The organism is Exiguobacterium acetylicum (assembly GCF_022170825.1).
GTDB lineage: Bacteria > Bacillota > Bacilli > Exiguobacteriales > Exiguobacteriaceae > Exiguobacterium_A > Exiguobacterium_A acetylicum_B.
Genome location: NZ_CP081878.1, coordinates 2,433,664 through 2,452,546 on the forward strand (window position 1 = coordinate 2,433,664; position 18,883 = coordinate 2,452,546).

At 47.8% G+C, this 18,883-nt stretch carries 17 protein-coding genes; 6 read left to right on the plus strand and 11 right to left on the minus strand.

Annotation, left to right across the window (positions count from 1 at the left end):
• Positions 1–19 precede the first annotated feature (19 nt).
• Genes K6T22_RS12765 through K6T22_RS12775 form a run of 3 tightly spaced genes read left to right on the plus strand, consistent with a single transcriptional unit; the run spans position 20 to position 2,503 of the window.
• The gene (locus K6T22_RS12765) at positions 20–814 is read left to right on the plus strand and encodes a glycosyltransferase family 2 protein (RefSeq protein ID WP_238237657.1); all 795 of its coding nucleotides are present in this window, start codon (positions 20–22) and stop codon (positions 812–814) included.
• A 4-nt stretch (positions 815–818) separates the two neighbouring features.
• Entirely contained in the window at positions 819–1,316 is a 498-nt protein-coding gene (locus K6T22_RS12770) for an Lrp/AsnC family transcriptional regulator (RefSeq protein WP_035406085.1), read from the plus strand.
• A complete protein-coding gene (locus K6T22_RS12775) occupies positions 1,313–2,503 on the plus strand; it encodes an aminotransferase (RefSeq protein ID WP_238237658.1) in 1,191 nt (396 codons plus the stop codon). Before K6T22_RS12770 ends, K6T22_RS12775 begins: the two co-directional genes overlap by 4 nt.
• A 51-nt stretch (positions 2,504–2,554) precedes the next feature.
• Here K6T22_RS12775 and K6T22_RS12780 read toward each other — a convergent pair whose 3' ends face one another.
• Both K6T22_RS12780 and K6T22_RS12785 read right to left on the minus strand, forming a co-directional pair.
• A complete protein-coding gene (locus K6T22_RS12780) occupies positions 2,555–3,442 on the minus strand; it encodes a MazG nucleotide pyrophosphohydrolase domain-containing protein (protein ID WP_238237659.1) in 888 nt (295 codons plus the stop codon).
• On the minus strand, positions 3,408–3,593 hold the full coding sequence (locus tag K6T22_RS12785; RefSeq protein WP_238237660.1) for a hypothetical protein: 186 nt from the start codon (positions 3,591–3,593) through the stop codon (positions 3,408–3,410). The genes K6T22_RS12780 and K6T22_RS12785 overlap by 35 nt, the downstream gene beginning before the upstream one ends.
• 89 nt (positions 3,594–3,682) lie before the next feature.
• Between K6T22_RS12785 and ytvI the strand changes: the two genes are divergently transcribed.
• Positions 3,683–4,807 (plus strand): sporulation integral membrane protein YtvI, encoded by a 1,125-nt coding sequence (gene ytvI / locus K6T22_RS12790; RefSeq protein WP_238237661.1) that lies wholly within the window; start codon positions 3,683–3,685, stop codon positions 4,805–4,807.
• On the opposite strand, the gene K6T22_RS12795 is transcribed toward ytvI, so the two are convergent.
• The 3 genes from K6T22_RS12795 to K6T22_RS12805 are packed head-to-tail and all read right to left on the minus strand — an operon-like array spanning position 4,762 to position 7,014.
• Positions 4,762–5,454, minus strand: coding sequence for a DUF429 domain-containing protein (locus K6T22_RS12795; RefSeq protein ID WP_238237662.1), 693 nt, complete (start codon positions 5,452–5,454; stop codon positions 4,762–4,764). The genes ytvI and K6T22_RS12795 overlap by 46 nt on opposite strands.
• On the minus strand, positions 5,435–5,605 hold the full coding sequence (locus K6T22_RS12800) for a hypothetical protein (RefSeq protein ID WP_238237663.1): 171 nt from the start codon (positions 5,603–5,605) through the stop codon (positions 5,435–5,437). Before K6T22_RS12800 ends, K6T22_RS12795 begins: the two co-directional genes overlap by 20 nt.
• On the minus strand, positions 5,602–7,014 hold the full coding sequence (locus K6T22_RS12805) for a leucyl aminopeptidase (RefSeq protein WP_238237664.1): 1,413 nt from the start codon (positions 7,012–7,014) through the stop codon (positions 5,602–5,604). The genes K6T22_RS12800 and K6T22_RS12805 overlap by 4 nt, the downstream gene beginning before the upstream one ends.
• Before the next feature lie 353 nt (positions 7,015–7,367).
• On the opposite strand from K6T22_RS12805, the gene ptsP reads away from it, so the two are divergent.
• The gene (gene ptsP / locus K6T22_RS12810; protein ID WP_238237665.1) at positions 7,368–9,092 is read left to right on the plus strand and encodes a phosphoenolpyruvate--protein phosphotransferase; all 1,725 of its coding nucleotides are present in this window, start codon (positions 7,368–7,370) and stop codon (positions 9,090–9,092) included.
• 103 nt (positions 9,093–9,195) lie between these two features.
• On the opposite strand, the gene K6T22_RS12815 is transcribed toward ptsP, so the two are convergent.
• The 6 genes from K6T22_RS12815 to K6T22_RS12840 form a co-directional block, all read right to left on the minus strand.
• Positions 9,196–10,713 carry an MDR family MFS transporter gene (locus K6T22_RS12815; protein ID WP_238237666.1) on the minus strand — a complete coding sequence of 506 codons (1,518 nt, stop codon included), beginning with the start codon at positions 10,711–10,713 and terminating at the stop codon, positions 9,196–9,198.
• 152 nt (positions 10,714–10,865) lie between these two features.
• Positions 10,866–12,977, minus strand: a complete 2,112-nt coding sequence (gene ptsG, locus K6T22_RS12820; protein ID WP_238237668.1) for a glucose-specific PTS transporter subunit IIBC — start codon at positions 12,975–12,977, stop codon at positions 10,866–10,868.
• 132 nt (positions 12,978–13,109) lie between these two features.
• On the minus strand, positions 13,110–14,633 hold the full coding sequence (ptsG, locus tag K6T22_RS12825) for a glucose-specific PTS transporter subunit IIBC (protein ID WP_410501711.1): 1,524 nt from the start codon (positions 14,631–14,633) through the stop codon (positions 13,110–13,112).
• Positions 14,634–14,850: 217 nt separating this feature from the next.
• Complete coding sequence (gene glcT, locus K6T22_RS12830) at positions 14,851–15,708, minus strand: glucose PTS transporter transcription antiterminator GlcT (protein ID WP_023469132.1); 858 nt, start codon at positions 15,706–15,708, stop codon at positions 14,851–14,853.
• 101 nt (positions 15,709–15,809) lie between these two features.
• A complete protein-coding gene (locus K6T22_RS12835) occupies positions 15,810–16,127 on the minus strand; it encodes a YuiB family protein (RefSeq protein WP_023469133.1) in 318 nt (105 codons plus the stop codon).
• 81 nt (positions 16,128–16,208) lie between these two features.
• Positions 16,209–17,420: an NAD(P)/FAD-dependent oxidoreductase gene (locus K6T22_RS12840; protein ID WP_238237670.1), complete on the minus strand. Its 1,212-nt coding sequence runs from the start codon at positions 17,418–17,420 to the stop codon at positions 16,209–16,211.
• A 242-nt stretch (positions 17,421–17,662) separates the two neighbouring features.
• Between K6T22_RS12840 and K6T22_RS12845 the strand changes: the two genes are divergently transcribed.
• Positions 17,663–18,661 (plus strand): NAD(P)/FAD-dependent oxidoreductase, encoded by a 999-nt coding sequence (locus tag K6T22_RS12845; RefSeq protein WP_023469135.1) that lies wholly within the window; start codon positions 17,663–17,665, stop codon positions 18,659–18,661.
• The last annotated feature ends 222 nt before the right edge of the window (positions 18,662–18,883 follow it).

The following is an 18,883-nucleotide window of genomic DNA, read 5'->3' on the forward strand; positions in this document are numbered from 1 at the left end:
GTTCAAGGAGCGATCACTGATGCCAACCGTATCCATCATCATTCCGACGTACAATCGTCCTCGCGAATTAGCAGAAGCGCTAGAAGCGTTGACGCGTCAACACTATCAAGACTTCGAAGTCATCATCCTAAACAATAATGGAGACGATGTCTCGGCAGTGACCGCTGCTTATCAGGATCGTCTGCAACTGACATATGTCGATCTACCTGAAAACCATCATGTGCGCGCTCGAAACCATGGTGTCACGCTCGCCTCCGGTCGATATATCTTACTTCATGATGACGATGACCTCCTGTTGCCAAGTCACCTCGAAGAAGCGGTCGGTGATATCGAAGCAGGTGCGGATTTGACATATACGGATGCAGAGCTCTTTACGTATCGCTGGGAAGGCGATCACCGAATCGCACTTGATTCTGAGCCGTTCGCGTATCCGTATGATTCGGAAACGATACGCGAAGACTCGACGTACATTCCGTCTGGGTCACTCTACCGCAAATCGCTTCATGATCAACTCGGTCTATTTGATGAGGAAGTCTTCAACTACTGGGACTGGGACTGGATCTTACGGGTCGGCAAGGATCATTTAGTCCTCCATCCGGCGCGTGCAACCGTTTTGTACGCCTTCAACCCGTCCGGCAATCATGAATCAGCACGACAAGATGCAGCACGACGTGTCTATTTTGATCGTCTTGTCGAAAAACATCAACTTCCGACAAATGAAATGAAGAACTTCCATATCGTCCAGGCGGAACGTCGCGCGCGCTTGCGTCAGACACGCCGTACCTTTAATGGTCAATTGACAGAAAGTGAGTGATCCCATGTATACCGAAAAACAACTCGAATTATTAGCGTTACTAACACAAAATGGTCCAATGGACGTGAACTTGCTTGCGCAAATGCTCGACTGGGAAGCGTCAGAAGTGGCAGCTTCAATCGAGACATTCAAACGCGATGGTGTCCTACTCGGTTACACCGCTGTCATCGACTGGCAAAAGATCCATGCCCATCACGGCGTGACAGCTTTCATCGACGTCAAAGTCACACCGAAACGGGGACGTGGCTTTGACGAAGTCGCCGAACGCATCCATCGTTTCCCGGAAGTGACGTCTCTTTATTTGATGTCAGGCGCATATGACCTGCAAGTCGTCCTAGATGGCAAGTCATTACAAGAAGTCTCCCAATTCGTCTCTGAAAAATTATCGACGCTCGATTCTGTCATCTCGACGACGACGCATTTCCGCTTGAAGACATACAAGCATGATGGCGTCCTATTCAGTCAGGATGATGATGACAAACGATTGAAGGTGTCTCCATGAAGTCTCTCTCTGAACGTGTCGAACAGCTAGCCCCGTCCGGCATCCGCCGTTTCTTTGATCTAGCAGGATCGATGGAAGACGTCATCTCCCTCGGTGTTGGTGAACCTGATTTCGTCACGCCATGGAACGTACGGGAAGCGAGCTTTGCTGCGCTTGAACAAGGCTATACTGCTTATAGTGCTAACGCCGGTCTACTCGAACTCCGGCAAGAAATCGCAACTTACATGCAAGAAAAATTCGCGATCTCCTATTCAACGACGGAAGAGATCATCGTTACGACAGGTGCATCAGAGGGACTCGACCTTGCCTTTCGTAGTTTGATCAATCCCGGTGATGAAGTCATCGTCGTCGAACCGGCATTTGTCTCGTATGCTCCTTTAATTGAACTCGCCGGAGGAATCCCTGTCGCTGCTGCCTGCCATGCAGAAGATGGTTTTGCGATTCAACCGGAAACAATTGAGCAACTACTGACAGATAAGACGAAAGCGATCATTTTCTGTTTCCCATCGAATCCGACGGGATCGACGATGACACGCGATCAACTCGCCGATCTTGCGTTACTCGTCCAAAAACATGATCTATACGTCATCAGTGACGAGATCTATGCGGAACTGTCGTACGAAACGGAAGCAATCTGTTTCGCGACCCTCCCCGGTATGCGGGAGCGAACGATCATCATCAATGGTTTCTCGAAAGCCTTCGCGATGACAGGCTGGCGGCTTGGCTTCACTTGCGCACCACCTGCAATCACACAATCGATGCTGAAAGTGCATCAATACGGGATGATGTGTGCACCAACGCTCGTCCAGTTTGCAGGAATTGAAGCACTCCGTTCACGTCATAAGACGGTCCCTGACATGGTGACGAGTTATCGACAACGCCGGAACTATTTCGTCAAGGCGTTAAATGATGCCGGTCTCCCGACACACTTACCAGGAGGTGCCTTCTATGCCTTCCCGTACATCGGTCATACTGGACTAACGAGTGAAGAGTTCGCGGAGCAATTGTTACTTGCTGAACGTGTCGCCGTTGTCCCAGGATCCGTCTTCGGAGCAAGTGGTGAGGGCTATGTCCGGGCAAGTTACGCGAGTTCAATCGAACAGCTACAAGAAGCGATCGCGCGTATCCAGCGCTTCATGAAACAATGGCAAGACCAAGACGAGGCAGCGTCGTCTCGTTTACGATAAGCCGACGACAAATAAGCCGCTTGCTCACGAGAGCAGGCGGCTTATTTCCTCTCAATCAATATACAACACGAGGAACATTCGATGATCGTCTTCCGCATGATACGGTGAGATTGGACCGAGTTGTGGCGCAAAGACTTCTAATCGATACGGAGAGTCCTTGAAATCAAGCGGTGTCCGCTCTTTGATCAAGCGCCCCATTTCGTCCGCTAGTTCTTTCACTTCAACCAAACTACGCGAGCGTTCCATCGGTGCTTCGAAGACGAACGCCTCAATCCCCTCAATCGACGCACAACGGAGGAATCGTCGAAGCGATGGTAGAGCTGCCTCCATATGATCCGCTAGTGTTTGGTTATCCTCGTAAATAGGGGCTCCCCAGAGGCGCGCCTCACTTCCTGTCGCACTCCGGAAATGATCAATCGTCTCTTCCGTGATGGGATCACGCGTCAACGCGAAGCGTGTTTTATCCCGCTTCAGATTCTTTTCATTCGTCCGGTCGATCTCTGTCAGTAAATCGAGTTGAAGCGGTCGTGCTAAACGAAATAGTTCCCGTTGCAGACGTGCGATGGAATGACCGATTGGAATGATTGTATCCTTCGCTTTCGGCGGTTTATCGCCTTCATACCCGTTCATGACACGTGCGATTTGACCTGCTTCATGAACAAGTCGATAAAACGAACCGTCCTGATCATCGGTTACCGTACCGAGTGTCTCATGCTGTTCTGCAAGATTCGTCACATATTGATTCGCAAGACAAGTCGAGATCATCAAGACGTCGACAAGTTCCGAGCGAAGGGCTTCTACATCATTTTGTTCAAGTGCTTCTCCGACCTCACCGATTTCCTCCGTCAAACGTGCCAGACCAGATAGTGGTCGAAAATAACCGCCGAGTGAGCGAATCGTCGCATCAACCTTTTGTTGCAGTGTCTTCATCTGTTCCATCTGTCTGACCCTCCACGATTGCCTGGCGTACTTGCGCTTCTGTCTCTTGCTTGACGCGTTTCGCAAACGCCTGATTTTTCTTCCATTCCCGGATTCCGACGGATGTCGCAGCAATCAACGCAGCAAATAGTCCAATTTCTCTTTTACGCATCGATATCTCCTCCTTTTGAATGACTCGTAACGTTCCTAAACGTGATATGATGTTATCAATTATACATAAACCACTAAGAGGTGTTGCTTATGTCGACTGAACGTCTTTGGCAGATGGCCCGGTTCCTGACGGTGATCTTCGCCTTCGTAGTTGGCGGATGGTTACTTGTCCGTCTCTCATCTATCTTATATCCATTCGTCTTCGCGTTTCTGCTTGCCCTTTTCAGCCGACCGCTCGTCGACTTCTTCCAGAAACGGTTACGAATGAATCGCGGATGGGGTGCCCTGCTGTCTATCATCTTGATCAGTGGTCTGTTACTCGGTTCCCTCGCCTTGATCATCATGCAGTTGATTCGTGGTCTTGTATTCGTCGCCAATCAATTACCGGCACAAATCCAAGAGCTGAGCTTGTATTTTCAAAAGCTCTACAATGAAAAACTGGCACCGATTTGGAACGATGCTTCTGAAGCCTTACGTTCACTCGAACCATCGCAACAAAATACGGTCCAAAACAGTATCCAATCACTCGGTAGTTCACTTGCGAGTGCGATTGGTGAAGGCTCAAAAAGTATCGCCATGATGTTACAGACGGTCCTAGCGACATTACCATCGATTGCTTTGATTTTCGTCATTGTCCTACTCGCTTGGTTCTTCATCGCAAAGGATTGGCACCAGTACGAGATGCGATTGAAACGTTATGAGATGCTCCCTTGGTTCGCGCGTTTCGAATCCGTCTTCTTGAGCTTACGCTCTGCCTTGTTCGGCTATCTTAAAGCACAGTTCACCTTGATCACGATCACGTTCTTCATCGTCTTGATTGGTTTGCTCATCATTGGTGTCGAGCACCCGATTGCCATCGCCTTTATCGCTGCCTTTTTTGACATCTTACCGTACCTTGGTACCGGTTCCGTCTTCTTGCCATGGATTGCTTACTCCATGATTACCGGAGATACGACGCTTGCGATCGGCCTTGGTATTTTGTACGCCCTCGTCATTCTGCAGCGCAACATCATGGAACCGAAGATCGTCGGTGACAATATCGGCATTCAACCGATCACGGCATTGATTGCGCTGTTCGTCGGGATCAAATTCTTTGGTGTCTTCGGATTAATCCTCGGACCATTGATCGCTGTCATCTTAAAAGCACTCTACAACGCTCAGATTTTCCATTACATCTGGGACTTCGTTAAAGGATCACCCACACCATTTCGGTGAGGGTGATTTTTTGGTGCTGCTGCATATAAAGGATATCCTTCTGAATCCAGCGGTTGAGTTGCTGGCAGATAATCGCACGGAAAACGGGCGCCGGTCGCAAGCAGACACGCATCCAGCCAATCATCGATTGCAACATGCAACTGGCGTTGATCCCATAACGGTGGACAATCGAAGCGCTCGAGCAATGCGATTCGTTCTGCGATCCCTTCTGTCGTCTTTTTTGAAAAACGTGCCGGTTGACCGGAGAGCCGTGCGAAGCAAACTTCCGGATGCGCTTCGACCATCTCGTTCCGATACGCATGACGGACTTCCCGAATTTTCGGTAAGAGATACCATGCTTGTTTTGAGAGGCCAATGCCAGCATGTTGTTTGGCCAAATCATTTGCTTCCATATAAGTTGACGCGGTCAACGCACTGAGGAACGGTGCATTAAAGACACTGCTCGTTCGCCCAGGGCGTAATTCCTGTCGCAACAGTTTATCCGTTTCCCGTCGTCCTTCCATCAAGCCAATCGGCATGTCGATCCAAATCCGGTCAGCGATCGGAATCCGTGCAAGCGTCGGCTCGACGGATCCCGTATAACGACCGTTTTCGTATATGACGACGACCCAACCTGCTTTCGCAGCATCAATCCCGATGACGGTCATTCGTCTTCTCCCTTAAAGAACGTAGTAGCGACAATACTGTGAAGATGCCGATGAACGTCGCGAGACCGAGCGATAGACGGTCGCGCGCATCCAAGTACCAGACGATTGTAAGAATCGTCAACAAAACGCCGAGTAGATTCCAGCGCATCATTTTTCTTGCTCGACGAACCGGTACAGACTACGAACCATGACGCCGGTTGCTCCTTTTGGACCAATCTCGGACGCTTGATTTTGTTCCGATGTTCCTGCGATATCGAGGTGTAGCCAAGGTGTGTCTCCGACGAATTCACCGACGAACGCACCACCGAAGATCATATGCCCCATGCGACCTGGTGAGTTGTTCAAGTCTGCGACGTCTGAACGACGAACTTGTTTGATGAACGCATCGACATACGGCATTTGCCAGACCATCTCATTCGTCTCCTTCGTCACCTGTTCAAAACGTTCGTAGAGCGACGCGTCATTCGTCAACGCACCTGTGATTTCTGTTCCAAGTGCCACAAGGACACCACCTGTCAAAGTCGCAAGATCAATGATCGCTTTTGGCTGATACTCTTTCACGTACGTGACCGCGTCAGCGAGGACAAGCCGTCCTTCCGCGTCCGTGTTCAAGACTTCAATCGTTTTACCTGCCATCGATGTGATGACATCGTCCGGTTTGAAGGCATCTCCTGAAATCATATTGTCTGTTGCCGGAATGACTCCGATGACATGAACATCTGGCTTGAGCTGACCGAGTGCTTCAAACAGACCGAGTACGGCTGCTGCTCCACCCATGTCGCCTTTCATTCCGACGATGCCGTCTTTTGGTTTGATTGAATAACCACCTGTATCGAAGGTAACACCTTTCCCGACGACGGCAATCGGTGCTTCTGCTGATCCTTTATATTCAAGGACGATCAATTTCGGTGGAATGACGGATCCTTGGTTGACGGCAAGCAATGCGCCCATCCCGAGTGCTTCCATCTCTTCCTTGTCGATGATCCGGAGGTCGTGCCCATGACGTTCCGCAATAAAGTGTGCTTCGTCTGCAAGCGCTGGAGCCGTCAAGAGATTCCCTGGCATCGTCACGAGACGACGCGCTAAGTTCGTCGCTTCAGCCAAGACCGTTCCACGCCGTGTTGCTTCTTCCTCTAATGGTAAGACCGTCAAATGAAGCGTGTACGCTGTAGAAGGAGACGTCTTATAGTGCTTGACCTCATATGTAGCGAGGGTGAACGTTTCGGCAATCAGTTCAACCGGTTGCCCTGGGAATGTCGTCGCGTCGACTGTGACATGTTCTAAGCGACGGGCTTTGACATGTTGTGCTGCTTTTCCGAGCAAGCGACGTAAATCATCTTGCGCGAGTTGATCGACTTTCCCGAGTCCGACGAACAAGACACGTGCGACGTCTCCTGTTAACGTTGGCAACAGTCGCAGTTCTCCTCGTTTTGTTGAGATGTCACCTTGACGGACCCACTCCTCTAATTTGTCACCATACAGTCCTTGTAACCGTTCATCGAGTGGTTGATTTCCTGAAATCCCGACAACGAGTACGTCTACGGTTTGATTAATTTGCATATAAAACTCCCCCTTTGACTAGTATCTATTAGTATGAAGTGTTTTCAGTCATTTTCCAACTGATAGCCTCTCGACTTACCGCAAACGCTTTCACTAGTTCTGTTCGACAATTTGTCGAAATGCTTAGTTTCAAACAATTGTTGCCCGTTTCACAATATGATAGGATTAAACGGGTGAAATGTTGAGACACTTCAAGAAACGATGCGTTTGCTGTTCCGGGAAATGTCTACGTTTTCATTCAAGGGAGAGTACGCAGAAGGCTCGTTAAGAGAGAGGCGTTTATGGGTATCTATAGATAGCTAAGAAACGAAGTCGTCGCGTTAAAAAAACTTACTGAAAAGAGGGTAATGCACATGGCACAACATATCAAGGGAATTGGCGCTTCTGCAGGGATTGCGATTGCAAAAGCATTCGTAATGGAAACACCGGTCTTTGAAATTCCATCGCACAAAATCGAGGATGCAGCTGCGGAAAAAGAACGTTTCCAAGCAGCAATCGCAAAATCGAAGACGGAACTCGAAGTCATTCGTGAAAATACCTTACAAGAATTAGGTCCAGATAAAGCAGAGATCTTCTCAGCTCACCTTCTCATCTTAGAAGATCCGGAAATCGTTAGTCAGGTGAACGCAAAAATCGAGGACGAGCAAGCAAATGCTGCGAAAGCACTCGATGAAGTCGCGAACATGATGGTCATGATTTTCGAATCAATGGATAACGAATACATGCGCGAACGTGCAGCAGACGTCCGTGACGTCACGAAACGGACGATGGCTCACCTTCTCGGTATCACGTTCGTCACTCCAGCTCAAATCAACGAAGAAGTCATCATCATCGCAGAAGACTTGACTCCTTCAGATACAGCTCAGTTGAACCGTAAATATGCAAAAGGTTTCGCAACGAACATTGGTGGCCGGACATCGCACTCTGCCATCATGTCACGTTCACTCGAAATCCCTGCAGTCGTCGGAACAAAAGTTGTCTTGACGGATGTGAAACATGGCGATCTTCTCATCCTTGATGGTGCTGAAGGTGACGTCATCGTTAACCCAAGTGAAGAGCAAGTGGCTGAGTATGAAGCAAAACGTGCAGCATACATCGCACAAAAAGAAGAGTGGAAGAAACTCAAGAATGAAAAAACAATGACAGCTGACGGTCATCACGTTGAGCTCGCTGCAAACATCGGTACACCAAACGATGTCAAAGGTGTGCTTGAAAACGGTGCAGAAGCAGTCGGTCTTTATCGTACGGAATTCCTCTACATGGATGCAGAGACGTTCCCAACGGAAGACGAGCAGTTCACAGCATACAAAACAGTTCTCGAGTCAATGGGCGATAAAAAAGTTGTCATCCGGACACTTGATATCGGTGGTGACAAAGAATTGTCGTACCTTGATCTCCCACACGAGATGAACCCGTTCCTCGGTTACCGTGCAATTCGTCTCTGTCTCGATCAAACAGACTTGTTCCGTACACAATTGCGCGCACTTCTTCGTGCAAGTGCACACGGTAAACTCGCTGTCATGTTCCCGATGATCGCAACAATCGAAGAGTTCCGTGCTGCAAAAGCTCTTCTCCTTGAAGAGAAAGCAAATCTCCAAGCTGAAGGCGTCACTGTATCGGAAGACATCGAAGTCGGTATGATGGTCGAAATCCCAGCAACAGCGGTCATGGCTCGTCAGTTCGCAAAAGAAGTCGACTTCTTCTCAGTCGGAACGAACGATTTGATTCAATACACGATGGCAGCAGACCGGATGAACGAAAAAGTATCATACCTGTACCAACCGTTCAACCCAGCCATCTTGAACCTCTTGAACAACGTCATCACAGAAGCACACAAAGCAGGCAAATGGGTCGGTATGTGTGGTGAGATGGCAGGAGAAGAATTGGCACTTCCAATCCTTCTTGGTCTTGGTCTCGATGAGTTCTCGATGTCAGCATCATCTGTCCTTCGCGCACGTAGCTTGATGACACGTCTCAACAAGTCAGAATGTGAAGCAATCGTTGAGCAAGTACTTGATATGGATACGGCAGAAGAAGTCGTTGACTTCCTCAGCACGACATTCGATATCAAAAAATAAGTCCTGTTAGACGAATCTGGAGAATTCCAGGTTCGTCTTTTTTGTCTTATAAAAAAAATAACGCCATCTTTCTAATAAGAAAGAAGACGTTGTTGGAACGTGATTATTGAGCTTGTTTTTTCTTTTCTGGAGCCGCTTGTTCCGATAAAATCGGACGCTCGTTCCCCATCAAGAAGATAAAGATGACACCAAGCACTGCTGGAATCAACGCCCAGAAATAGACGGTTGAAATCGATTCTGCAAGCGACGTCTTAATCGCTGTCGCAACTTCTGGCGGCATCTTCGCAAACGCAGCTGCCGTTGGGAATTGTCCACCCGACGGCGCCTCACCTTGCGGCAACCGATCGGAGACAGCTGATGTGAACGTTCGTGACTGAATGATTCCAAGGACCGTGACACCAAGCGTCATCCCGATTGTTCGGAACGTTGATCCCATCGAAGTCGCAGCACCACGGCGTTGCATCTCGATCCCATTGATACTTGCTAGATTCAACAACGAGAAGCTGAACCCAACCCCGAATCCGAGAATGATCATATAGATCGTGACTGCTGTTCGGGATGTATCAAGCGTCATCGTACTGAGGAGATAGACACCGAGTAAGAAAAAGACAGCCGAGACGATCATGACGTTTCGGAATCCAAACTTATTCGGTAATTGTCCACCGAGTTGTGCCGAGATGACCGAGGCAATCAACATCGGCATCAAGATCAGACCGGAATTCGTTGCGCTTCCCCCGAAGACACCTTGCACGAAGATTGGAATGAACACACTTGCTGAGATGAAGACGAACCCATAAAAGAAAGCCACACCTTGTGTTGCAGCAAAGAGACGACGACGGAACAAACTAAACGTAATAACGGGATCCGCTGCACGTCGTTCAGCGAACGCAAAGGCAATGAACGAAACGAGTGCCGCTCCGAATAAGCCGAGAATTTGTGGTGAAGACCACGCATACTCTTTCCCACCCATTTCTAGCGCGAGCAAGAATAGAATCAATCCTGCGACAAGCGTAACCGCACCGACATAATCGATTTTTTGTGTCCGGTGAACCGGCGACTCCTGATAAAAGACCGTCACGAGACCAAGCGCAATCAAGCCGAGCGGGATATTGATGTAGAACACCCAGCGCCAGTCGAGGGAGTCGGTCAATACAGCACCAAGTAACGGACCAAAGATACTTGAAATTCCAAAGACTGCTCCAAATAGACCACTGACTTTACCGCGTTTTTCGGGTGGGAAGATATCAAAGATGATCGTAAAGGCGATTGGCATCAATGCCCCTCCACCGAGCCCTTGTAACGCACGATAAGCAGACAGCTCAATGATCGAGTCTGCCATTCCACATAAGATACTCCCAATCATGAAGATGAGCATTCCAAAGAGGAAGAAGCGTTTTCTTCCATACATATCACTCAGTTTACCGAAGATCGGCATCCCAGCAACGGTTGCGATCATGTAAGCAGATGTGACCCACGCGTACTGATCAAACCCATTCAGTTCGCTGACGATCGTTGGCATTGCCGTCGCAACAATCGTGTTATCCATTGCCGCAACTAAAATCCCAATCAATAATCCAATGACGACAGGTGTCGTATTCGTTTTTGTTGTAGTCGAAGACATCGACGCACCTCATTTCTAAAAAAATTAGCTAACTCTTATAATAGCTAACTCATTGTATCATCATATGTGCAAAATCTCATTATCAAATGTGTTCTACTATATTTTCACACAAAAAAGACGGATCGCTCATGACGATCCGCCGCTTTGATTTCTTATTCTACACGATACGAAATCGCTTCTCCTGCTTCGACCGTCCGTCCAACATCAACGTCGACTTTTCGATCGCCGCTGTTCGTGACGATGATTGGTGTCAGTAATGATGGAACGAGTGGTCGCACTTGTTCAAGATCAACGTTGAGAAGTGGCGTACCTGGTTCCACACGATCGCCAGCTTTCGCCAACGCCTCAAATCCTTTTCCTTCGAGAGAAACGGTATCAATACCGATATGAATCAAGATTTCATCTCCATTATCAGCAAGAATACCAATCGCGTGTTTCGTCGGGAAGAAGGTCGTGATCTCACCAGAGACTGGAGAGACGACATATCCTTCCGTTGGTTCAATCGCGTATCCGTCACCCATCATGCGTCCGGAGAAGACTTGATCCGGCACATCATCAAGTGAACGGATGATACCGCTCAGCGGTGCGACATAACCATCTTCAGGAACATAAGCACCACCACGATCTCCTGCAAGTGGACTCGTATCGGTTGCATTTGATCCAGAAGTTCGTGCTTCGTCTCCCGTTGGAACTTGCGGGATTGGATCTGCTTCTGGTGTCTCTTTCGGTTTATAATTTGGATCTTTCATGATATCTGCCATCTCGGTCTTAATGCCGTCGGATTTTGGTCCAAAGATTGCCTGGACGTTATCTCCGACTTCAAGGACGCCGGCAGCACCGAGTTCTTTCAAACGATCTTTATTGACTCCGGACTTATCATTAACCGTAATCCGAAGACGTGTGATACAGGCATCGAGATGTTTGATATTCGACGGACCACCGAATGCTTGTAGAATCTCATACGGTAGATCGCCAGCTTGTGCCGTTGATGTCGCGGCACCTTCTTTAATCGCTTCGCGTCCAGGAATCTTCAAATCAAACTTCGTAATAACGAAGCGGAAGCCGAAGTAATAGATGACAGCGAAGGCTAGACCGACTGGAATGACGAGCCACCACGAGGTGCGGTTCGGTAGAATCCCGAATAACGTGTAGTCAATCAGTCCACCCGAGAACGTCATCCCGATCTTGACGTTCAGTAAATCCATGATCATGAATGAAAGTCCGGCAAAGACGGCGTGAACGGCAAACAAGAGTGGTGCGACGAATACGAAGGAGAACTCGACTGGCTCAGTAATACCAGTCAGGAAAGAAGTTAGCGCTGCTGAGAAGTAAAGACCTTCAACAGCTTTACGACGATCCTTCGCAACCGTATGGTACATTGCAAGACAGGCTGCTGGAAGACCGAACATCATGAACGGATATTTCCCGGTCATATATGTTCCTGCTGTAAATGGTACACCATCCTTCAACTGTGCGAAGAAGATCCGCTGATCCCCGTTGATGATCGTTCCGGCTTTATCCGTATATTCTCCGAACTGGAACCAGAAGCTTGAGTACCAGATATGGTGAAGACCAAACGGAATCAACGAACGTTCGACGAGTCCAAAAATGAAGGCAGACAACGGTTCGTTCGCTTCGATAATTGTTTTTGAGAATGTGTTGATCCCACTACCGATCGGTGGCCAAATGTACGATAGGGCAAAACCTGCGACGAGACTGAATAAGGCGGTTGCAATCGGAACAAAACGTTTCCCTGCAAAGAATCCGAGGAAATCAGGCAGTTTGATTTTAAAGAATTTATTATAACTGTACGCTGCTATCAAACCGGCAATGATCCCTCCGAATACCCCCATCTGCAAGGTCGGTATCCCGAGGACCGTCGCATACGACAAGTCACTCGCCTTCTGGGCTTCCGTGATTTTTTCTGGTGTAATCTGCAAAAACGAACTGATGACCTTGTTCATGATCAAGAAACCAACGATCGCTGCTAGACCGGCGACTCCTTCACCATTCGCAAGACCGATCGCGACCCCGACGGCAAACAGTAATCCGAGGTTCGCAAAGATGATATCACCTGCATCCTGCATGACTCGCCAGATGACGACTAGCGAATCGTTCTCGAGGAACGGTAAATATTGCGTCAAGTTCGGGTTCTGAAACGCCGTCCCGAACGCGAGCAATAACCCCGCTGCCGGTAAAATCGCTACCGGTAACATCAGGGCCTTACCAATCCGCTGTAAGACACCAAACACGTTTTTCCACATGCGTATTTCCCCTCCTTTTTTAAACAAACTATTTAATTCATACCCTAAAATATTCTATCGCAAAACGATTCTAAGAGATTTTTCCATAAAAAAAAATGAGCCCTTCCGTAGAAGGACTCATTTTAAAGAACATTAGACTGATTTTTCTTGTTTACGTGATGCGATGACGGCTTGGATTTCAGACTTAATGTTGTCTGATTTCGGTCCGTAGATCGCTTGAACGTTGTTACCAACTTCAAGGACACCAGCAGCACCTAATTTTTTCAACTCATCTTTGTTGACTTTTGACTTGTCGAGAACTTCGACACGAAGACGTGTAATACATGCATCCAAGTGTTTGATGTTCGACTCTGAACCGAGTGCGTCAAGGATACCTTCAGCGAGTTCAGAACCTTGAACAGAAGAAGTCTCTTGCGCTTCATCTTCACGACCTGGCGTTTTCAGGTTGAATTTACGGATTGCGAAACGGAATCCAACGTAGTAGATGACAGAAAGTGCAAGACCAACGACGATGACGAGCCACCACTGCGTGCGTCCTGGAAGAACACCGAAGAGAAGGAAGTCAATCAAACCACCAGAGAACGTCATACCGATCTTAACGTTCAACAATTGCATTGTCATGAACGAAAGACCTGCGAAGACCGCGTGAACTGCGAACAAGATTGGAGCTACGAACAAGAATGCGAATTCGATTGGCTCTGTGATACCTGTCAAGAATGCTGTAAGTGCTGCTGATCCAAGAAGACCACCAACGACTGCACGGCGCTCAGGACGAGCTTCGTGGTACATTGCGAGTGCTGCTGCTGGAAGACCGAACATCATGAACGGGAATTTACCAGTCATGAATGTACCAGCAGTCAATTCAACGTTATCTTTCAATTGAGCGAAGAAGATCGCTTGGTCACCACGAACGACATCACCTGCTGCATTCGTGTACGAACCGAATTCGAACCAGAATGGAGCGTAGAAGATGTGGTGAAGACCAAATGGAATCAACGAACGTTCGATGAGACCGAAGACGAATGCTGCGAGTGTTGGGTTTTTCTCCATCATAAAGTGGGAGAATGTGTTTAATCCGTCCTGTGCGAACGGCCAAACGAATACAAGTACAAGACCTGCGAATAATGAGACAACAGCTGTGACGATTGGAACGAAACGTTTACCAGCAAAGAATCCGAGGAACTGCGGCAATTCGAGATTATGATACTTCCCGTACGCCCAGGCTGCGATCAGACCGATGATGATACCACCGAATACCCCTGTTTGAAGTGTTGGGATACCGAGTACGTTTGCATATCCTTGACCGTTAGCAACCATTTCAGGTGTAACGCCGAGCCAAACGCTCATTGTTTTGTTCATGATCAAGAATCCGACGATTGCCGCAAGTCCGGCTGCGCCGTCCCCTGCAAGACCAATCGCGACACCGACCGCGAATAAGAGTGCTAAGTTACCGAAGATGATATCCCCGGCTGCTTCCATCAATTTTGCAACCTTGATGATTGCATCATTTTTTAAGAACTCGAGTTTTGACGTCAAGTTCGGATTTTGCATCGCGTTACCGAATCCGAGTAGGATACCGGCAGCTGGCAAAATCGCTACAGGAAGCATCAACGCTTTACCGACACGTTGAAGAACAGCAAAAATCTGTTTGAACATGTGTGTTTCCTCCTTTTCCTGTTAAGAGCGAAGTATGATGAATAATGCCAATGATTGAGACGAAAAAAGTCAGACATCTGACCGATTTTTTACAGAAAAAAATCAGGCACGAGCGGATTGTAGACAATAGACTTATCCCGTTGAATAACGGAAATAAAGCTTCTTGCCCGACATCCCACTCATGCCTGATCGTATCAGTAACACGTAGTCCGTGCGGTCATTTACCTGAATCGTACTGCACTAAGCGTTGCAGATGCATCGTAAGATACGTCGCCTCACCGCGCGGTACCGCTTTCTTCAACTGACGTTCCATGATGGACATCAGCTCCCAAGCAGTATCATAGCATAGCGGATATTCTTCACGCAATAGCTTTTCTACTTTTTCTGGAGCCTCTAGATACTCCCCATTGGAAACCCTTTCAATCGCTGAACGAAGATGCCGAATCAGACGCTTGTAATCAAGCGATTTTCGATCGATTTTAATCTCCAGTCGCTGTTCGATATGACTGGCAATTAAACCGACGAGTTGATGATGGCGGTTGACTTCGAGTACGTCTTTGAAGTTCGTCGCTGAATGAATATGAAGTGCGATAAATCCTGTCTCAGCTGGAGGCAGGTAAAAATTCATCTCGGCACTGATGAACTCGACGATTTCTTCTGCAAGGGCATACTCTTCCGGATATAAGGCTTCCGTTTCGGCAAGAAACGGATTCGTGACTTCCATTCCTTGTTCTAATCGCTTGAACGTGAACGTCAAATGATCCGTCAATCCGATATGGATATGTTCGTCGACCTTTTTTCCGAAGCGTGTCTCGATCATCGAGACGATCTCGTTCATCAACGCGATGAAGTTCTCATCGAGATGACCGACGAGTGCCTTATATTGATCCTGTTCTTCTTTATCCTTCAACGTGTAGACTTTTTCCAACTTGTCGAGATCTGTCAGTTGATCGCCTGGCTTCCGACCGAAGCCAATCCCTTTCGCGAGGATAATGACTTCCTGATTCGCACCAGTCGAACAAATGACAACATTATTATTCAATACCTTGATAACGTGGTACATTTGTTTATCCATTCGCTCTCAACCCAATCTGCTCTTACACATTTATTTAAAGACATTGTTTTTATTATAACGGTTTTTCAGACACGAAAAAAGCCTACTTACTCAAGTAGACTTTAAAACATTTGGTAACCGCTCTTACGCAAGAAGCGAATCGATAGACCGGCGATGATGATTCCAGCAAGACCTGCCGCGAACATCGTGATATCCGCCGTCTGTAGACCAGCAATCCGGTCGCCAAGATTCGGAATCGCTTCACGAGCATTCGTGAAGTATTCGAGCGTCGATTGGTTGTCGATCATCATGATGATGATGACCGGATAGAGTACTAGCATCACCCATGTACTCCGCAACAACATGTTTAAGATGAATCCGATACTAAAGAACATGACGAGATAAAGGACACTCCCGATCACGGCTTGAATGATATGCATACTGTTCCCCCTTTGAATCTCTTTTAGTATAACCGACAAAAAAGGCAAATGCACGAGTGTACATTTGCCTAAAACGTGAACTTAGAACTTCCCTTTTTTGATCGCAAGACCAAGTTTTTTCAGTTCGAAGAAGTGTTTGTTGTCGATGACTTTTTTCATGAACGATGCGTTACGACCGTAGATCTTCTTACCGAAGACCATGCCGATACCGTCTTTATGACCAAGTGAAGCAACCGTTCCTTTGTTCTCATACGTGAACGTCGATGTTTGACGACCTGCGATGAGTGCTGCGATGTTCTCAGCGACTTTGTGTGCTTGTTGTGTCGCGATTTGTGCAGTTGGTGGGTACGGACGGTTCGAGCTTGGATCCATGACTGCTGAACAGTCACCGATCATGAAGACGTTATCGTATCCTGGAACACGAAGATCTTCTTCGACGACGACACGGTTACGCATCGCTTCGAATCCAGATGCTGCAACGACAGGGTTACCACTGACGCCACCTGTCCAGATGATTGTGTTTGCTTCGATTGTTTCTGTTGTATCGCCTTGAAGCGGACCGAATGTGACGCTTCCTGGTCCACATTCCTTGATGCCGTTACCAAGTTTGAACTCGATACCTTGGCGCTCAAGCCATTTGTGTGCGTAGTTGACGAGATCTGCATCGAATCCTGGAAGGACTGTTGGTGCTGCCTCGATGTTAACGACACGGACGAGTTCGCGTGGGATATCATATTGTTTGCACAGTTCTGGAATACGGTTGACGAGCTCACCCATGAACTCGATTCCTGTGAATCCAGCACCACCAACGACGATCGTCAAGAGTGAACGATCTTGTGATCCTGTTGTTTTGTACTGTGCGAATGAGTAATCGATATGTTCCTTGATTTTACGGACGCTGTTCAACGAGCTGATCGTCAGCGCGTGTTCCTTCAATCCTTTGATACCGAATGTTTCAGGAACGCCACCGAGAGCAACGACGACGTAATCGTAAGGAACTGTTCCGCCATCTTGTAAGAGAACCGTTTTAGCAGCCGTGTCGACTTTTTCAACGATACCTTTGACAAGTTTGACGCGTGACGGGTTAATGACATCATTGATGTAGATGCGCGCTTGCTCCGCAGACATCGTACCTGCTGCTGGTTCGTGCAACCAAGTCGTTTGGTAATGATAGTCGTGTTTGTTGATCAACGTGATGTTCGCTTGATCGACGCCGAGTTTCTTTTGAAGGTTGACTGCTGTGATCAATCCACCGTAGCCCGCTCCAAGAATGACAATGTTAGGTGTGTTCATGTTCTGATACTCCTTACGAATCGTAGTTTTGTTGTGATTTTCTTCACATTCAATTACAGACGAATGCTCAAAAATTTTGTTCAAATAATGTTCACATGTCTATAAGCCTATTGAAACACTTTTTAGAAGTGATTGCAAAAGAAAAATGTAAATTCCCTAAAAAAATGTGAGATGTCCCGCACTTGCACCTGAACCCCCTATTTCCTATATAATAGACCTATCCAACGCTAGGAGGGAATCAGATGCACCAACCATATGATGTCACGATCATCGGCGGCGGTCCAGTCGGACTGTTCACCGCGTTTTATTCAGGAATGCGCCAGATGAAGACGAAGGTCATCGAGAGTCTACCCCAATTAGGTGGGCAACTCGCTACGCTTTATCCTGAAAAATATATATACGATATCGCCGGTTTTCCGAAAGTAAAAGCACAGGAACTGGTCGATCGTCTGCTCGAACAAGCAAATGAATTCGATCCGACCTACGTGCTCGGAGAAACGGTCATCGCTTACGAACGGATGGACGACGGCATCATCCGCCTCGTCACGAATAAAGGCGAACATTACACGAAGACTGTTATCTTAACAGCAGGAAACGGTTCGTTCGCCGCGCGCCCACTCGGCGTCGCTGACGCGGAACGCTTCGAAGAAACAAACCTCCACTATTTCGTCAACGACATGGAACGTTTCAAGGATCGTCAAGTCGTCTTACTTGGTGGCGGCGATTCTGCAGTCGACTGGTCATTGATGCTTGAGCCGATTGCTAAATCCGTCACGCTCGTCCATCGTCGCGACAAGTTCCGTGCCCATGAACATTCAGTCGAACTTTTACATGATTCGTCCGTCAACGTCATGACGCCATACACACTTGAATCCGTCACAGGTGAGACACACATCGAGACGCTGACGTTCAAACATGCTGAAAGTGGTGAAGTCGTTGTCGTTGCTGCTGACGATGTCGTCTGTAACTTCGGTTTCGTCTCGTCACTCGGACCATTAAAAGAATGGGAAGTCGAATTCGAACGGAACTCGATTCGCGTCAACTCGAAGATGGAGACAGCGATTCCAGGTGTCTTCGCTTGTGGTGATATCGCGACTTACGAAGGACGTGTCAAATTGATCGCAACAGGCTTCGGTGAAGCACCAATCGCCGTCAACCAAGCGAAACTTCTCGTTGATCCATCTGCTCGTCATCCGCAACACTCGACAAGCTTGTTCGAAAAAGTAACAAATCATTCTTAAGATATATATGAGTGACTGTAAATGATAAGAGGTCGGATTCCGGATGACATACCGGAGTCCGACCTCTTATTTTCATGGAATTACGATAGGACGTGCCCAAACAGCTTCGACTCCTACAGGAAAAGGAAGCACGATTCGTGCTTCCGTCAGGGATAGGTAAGACCCGACAGATCACATGAAATGGGAACTAGCGCGGCTTACATCCCGCCTGAGGAAAGTGAA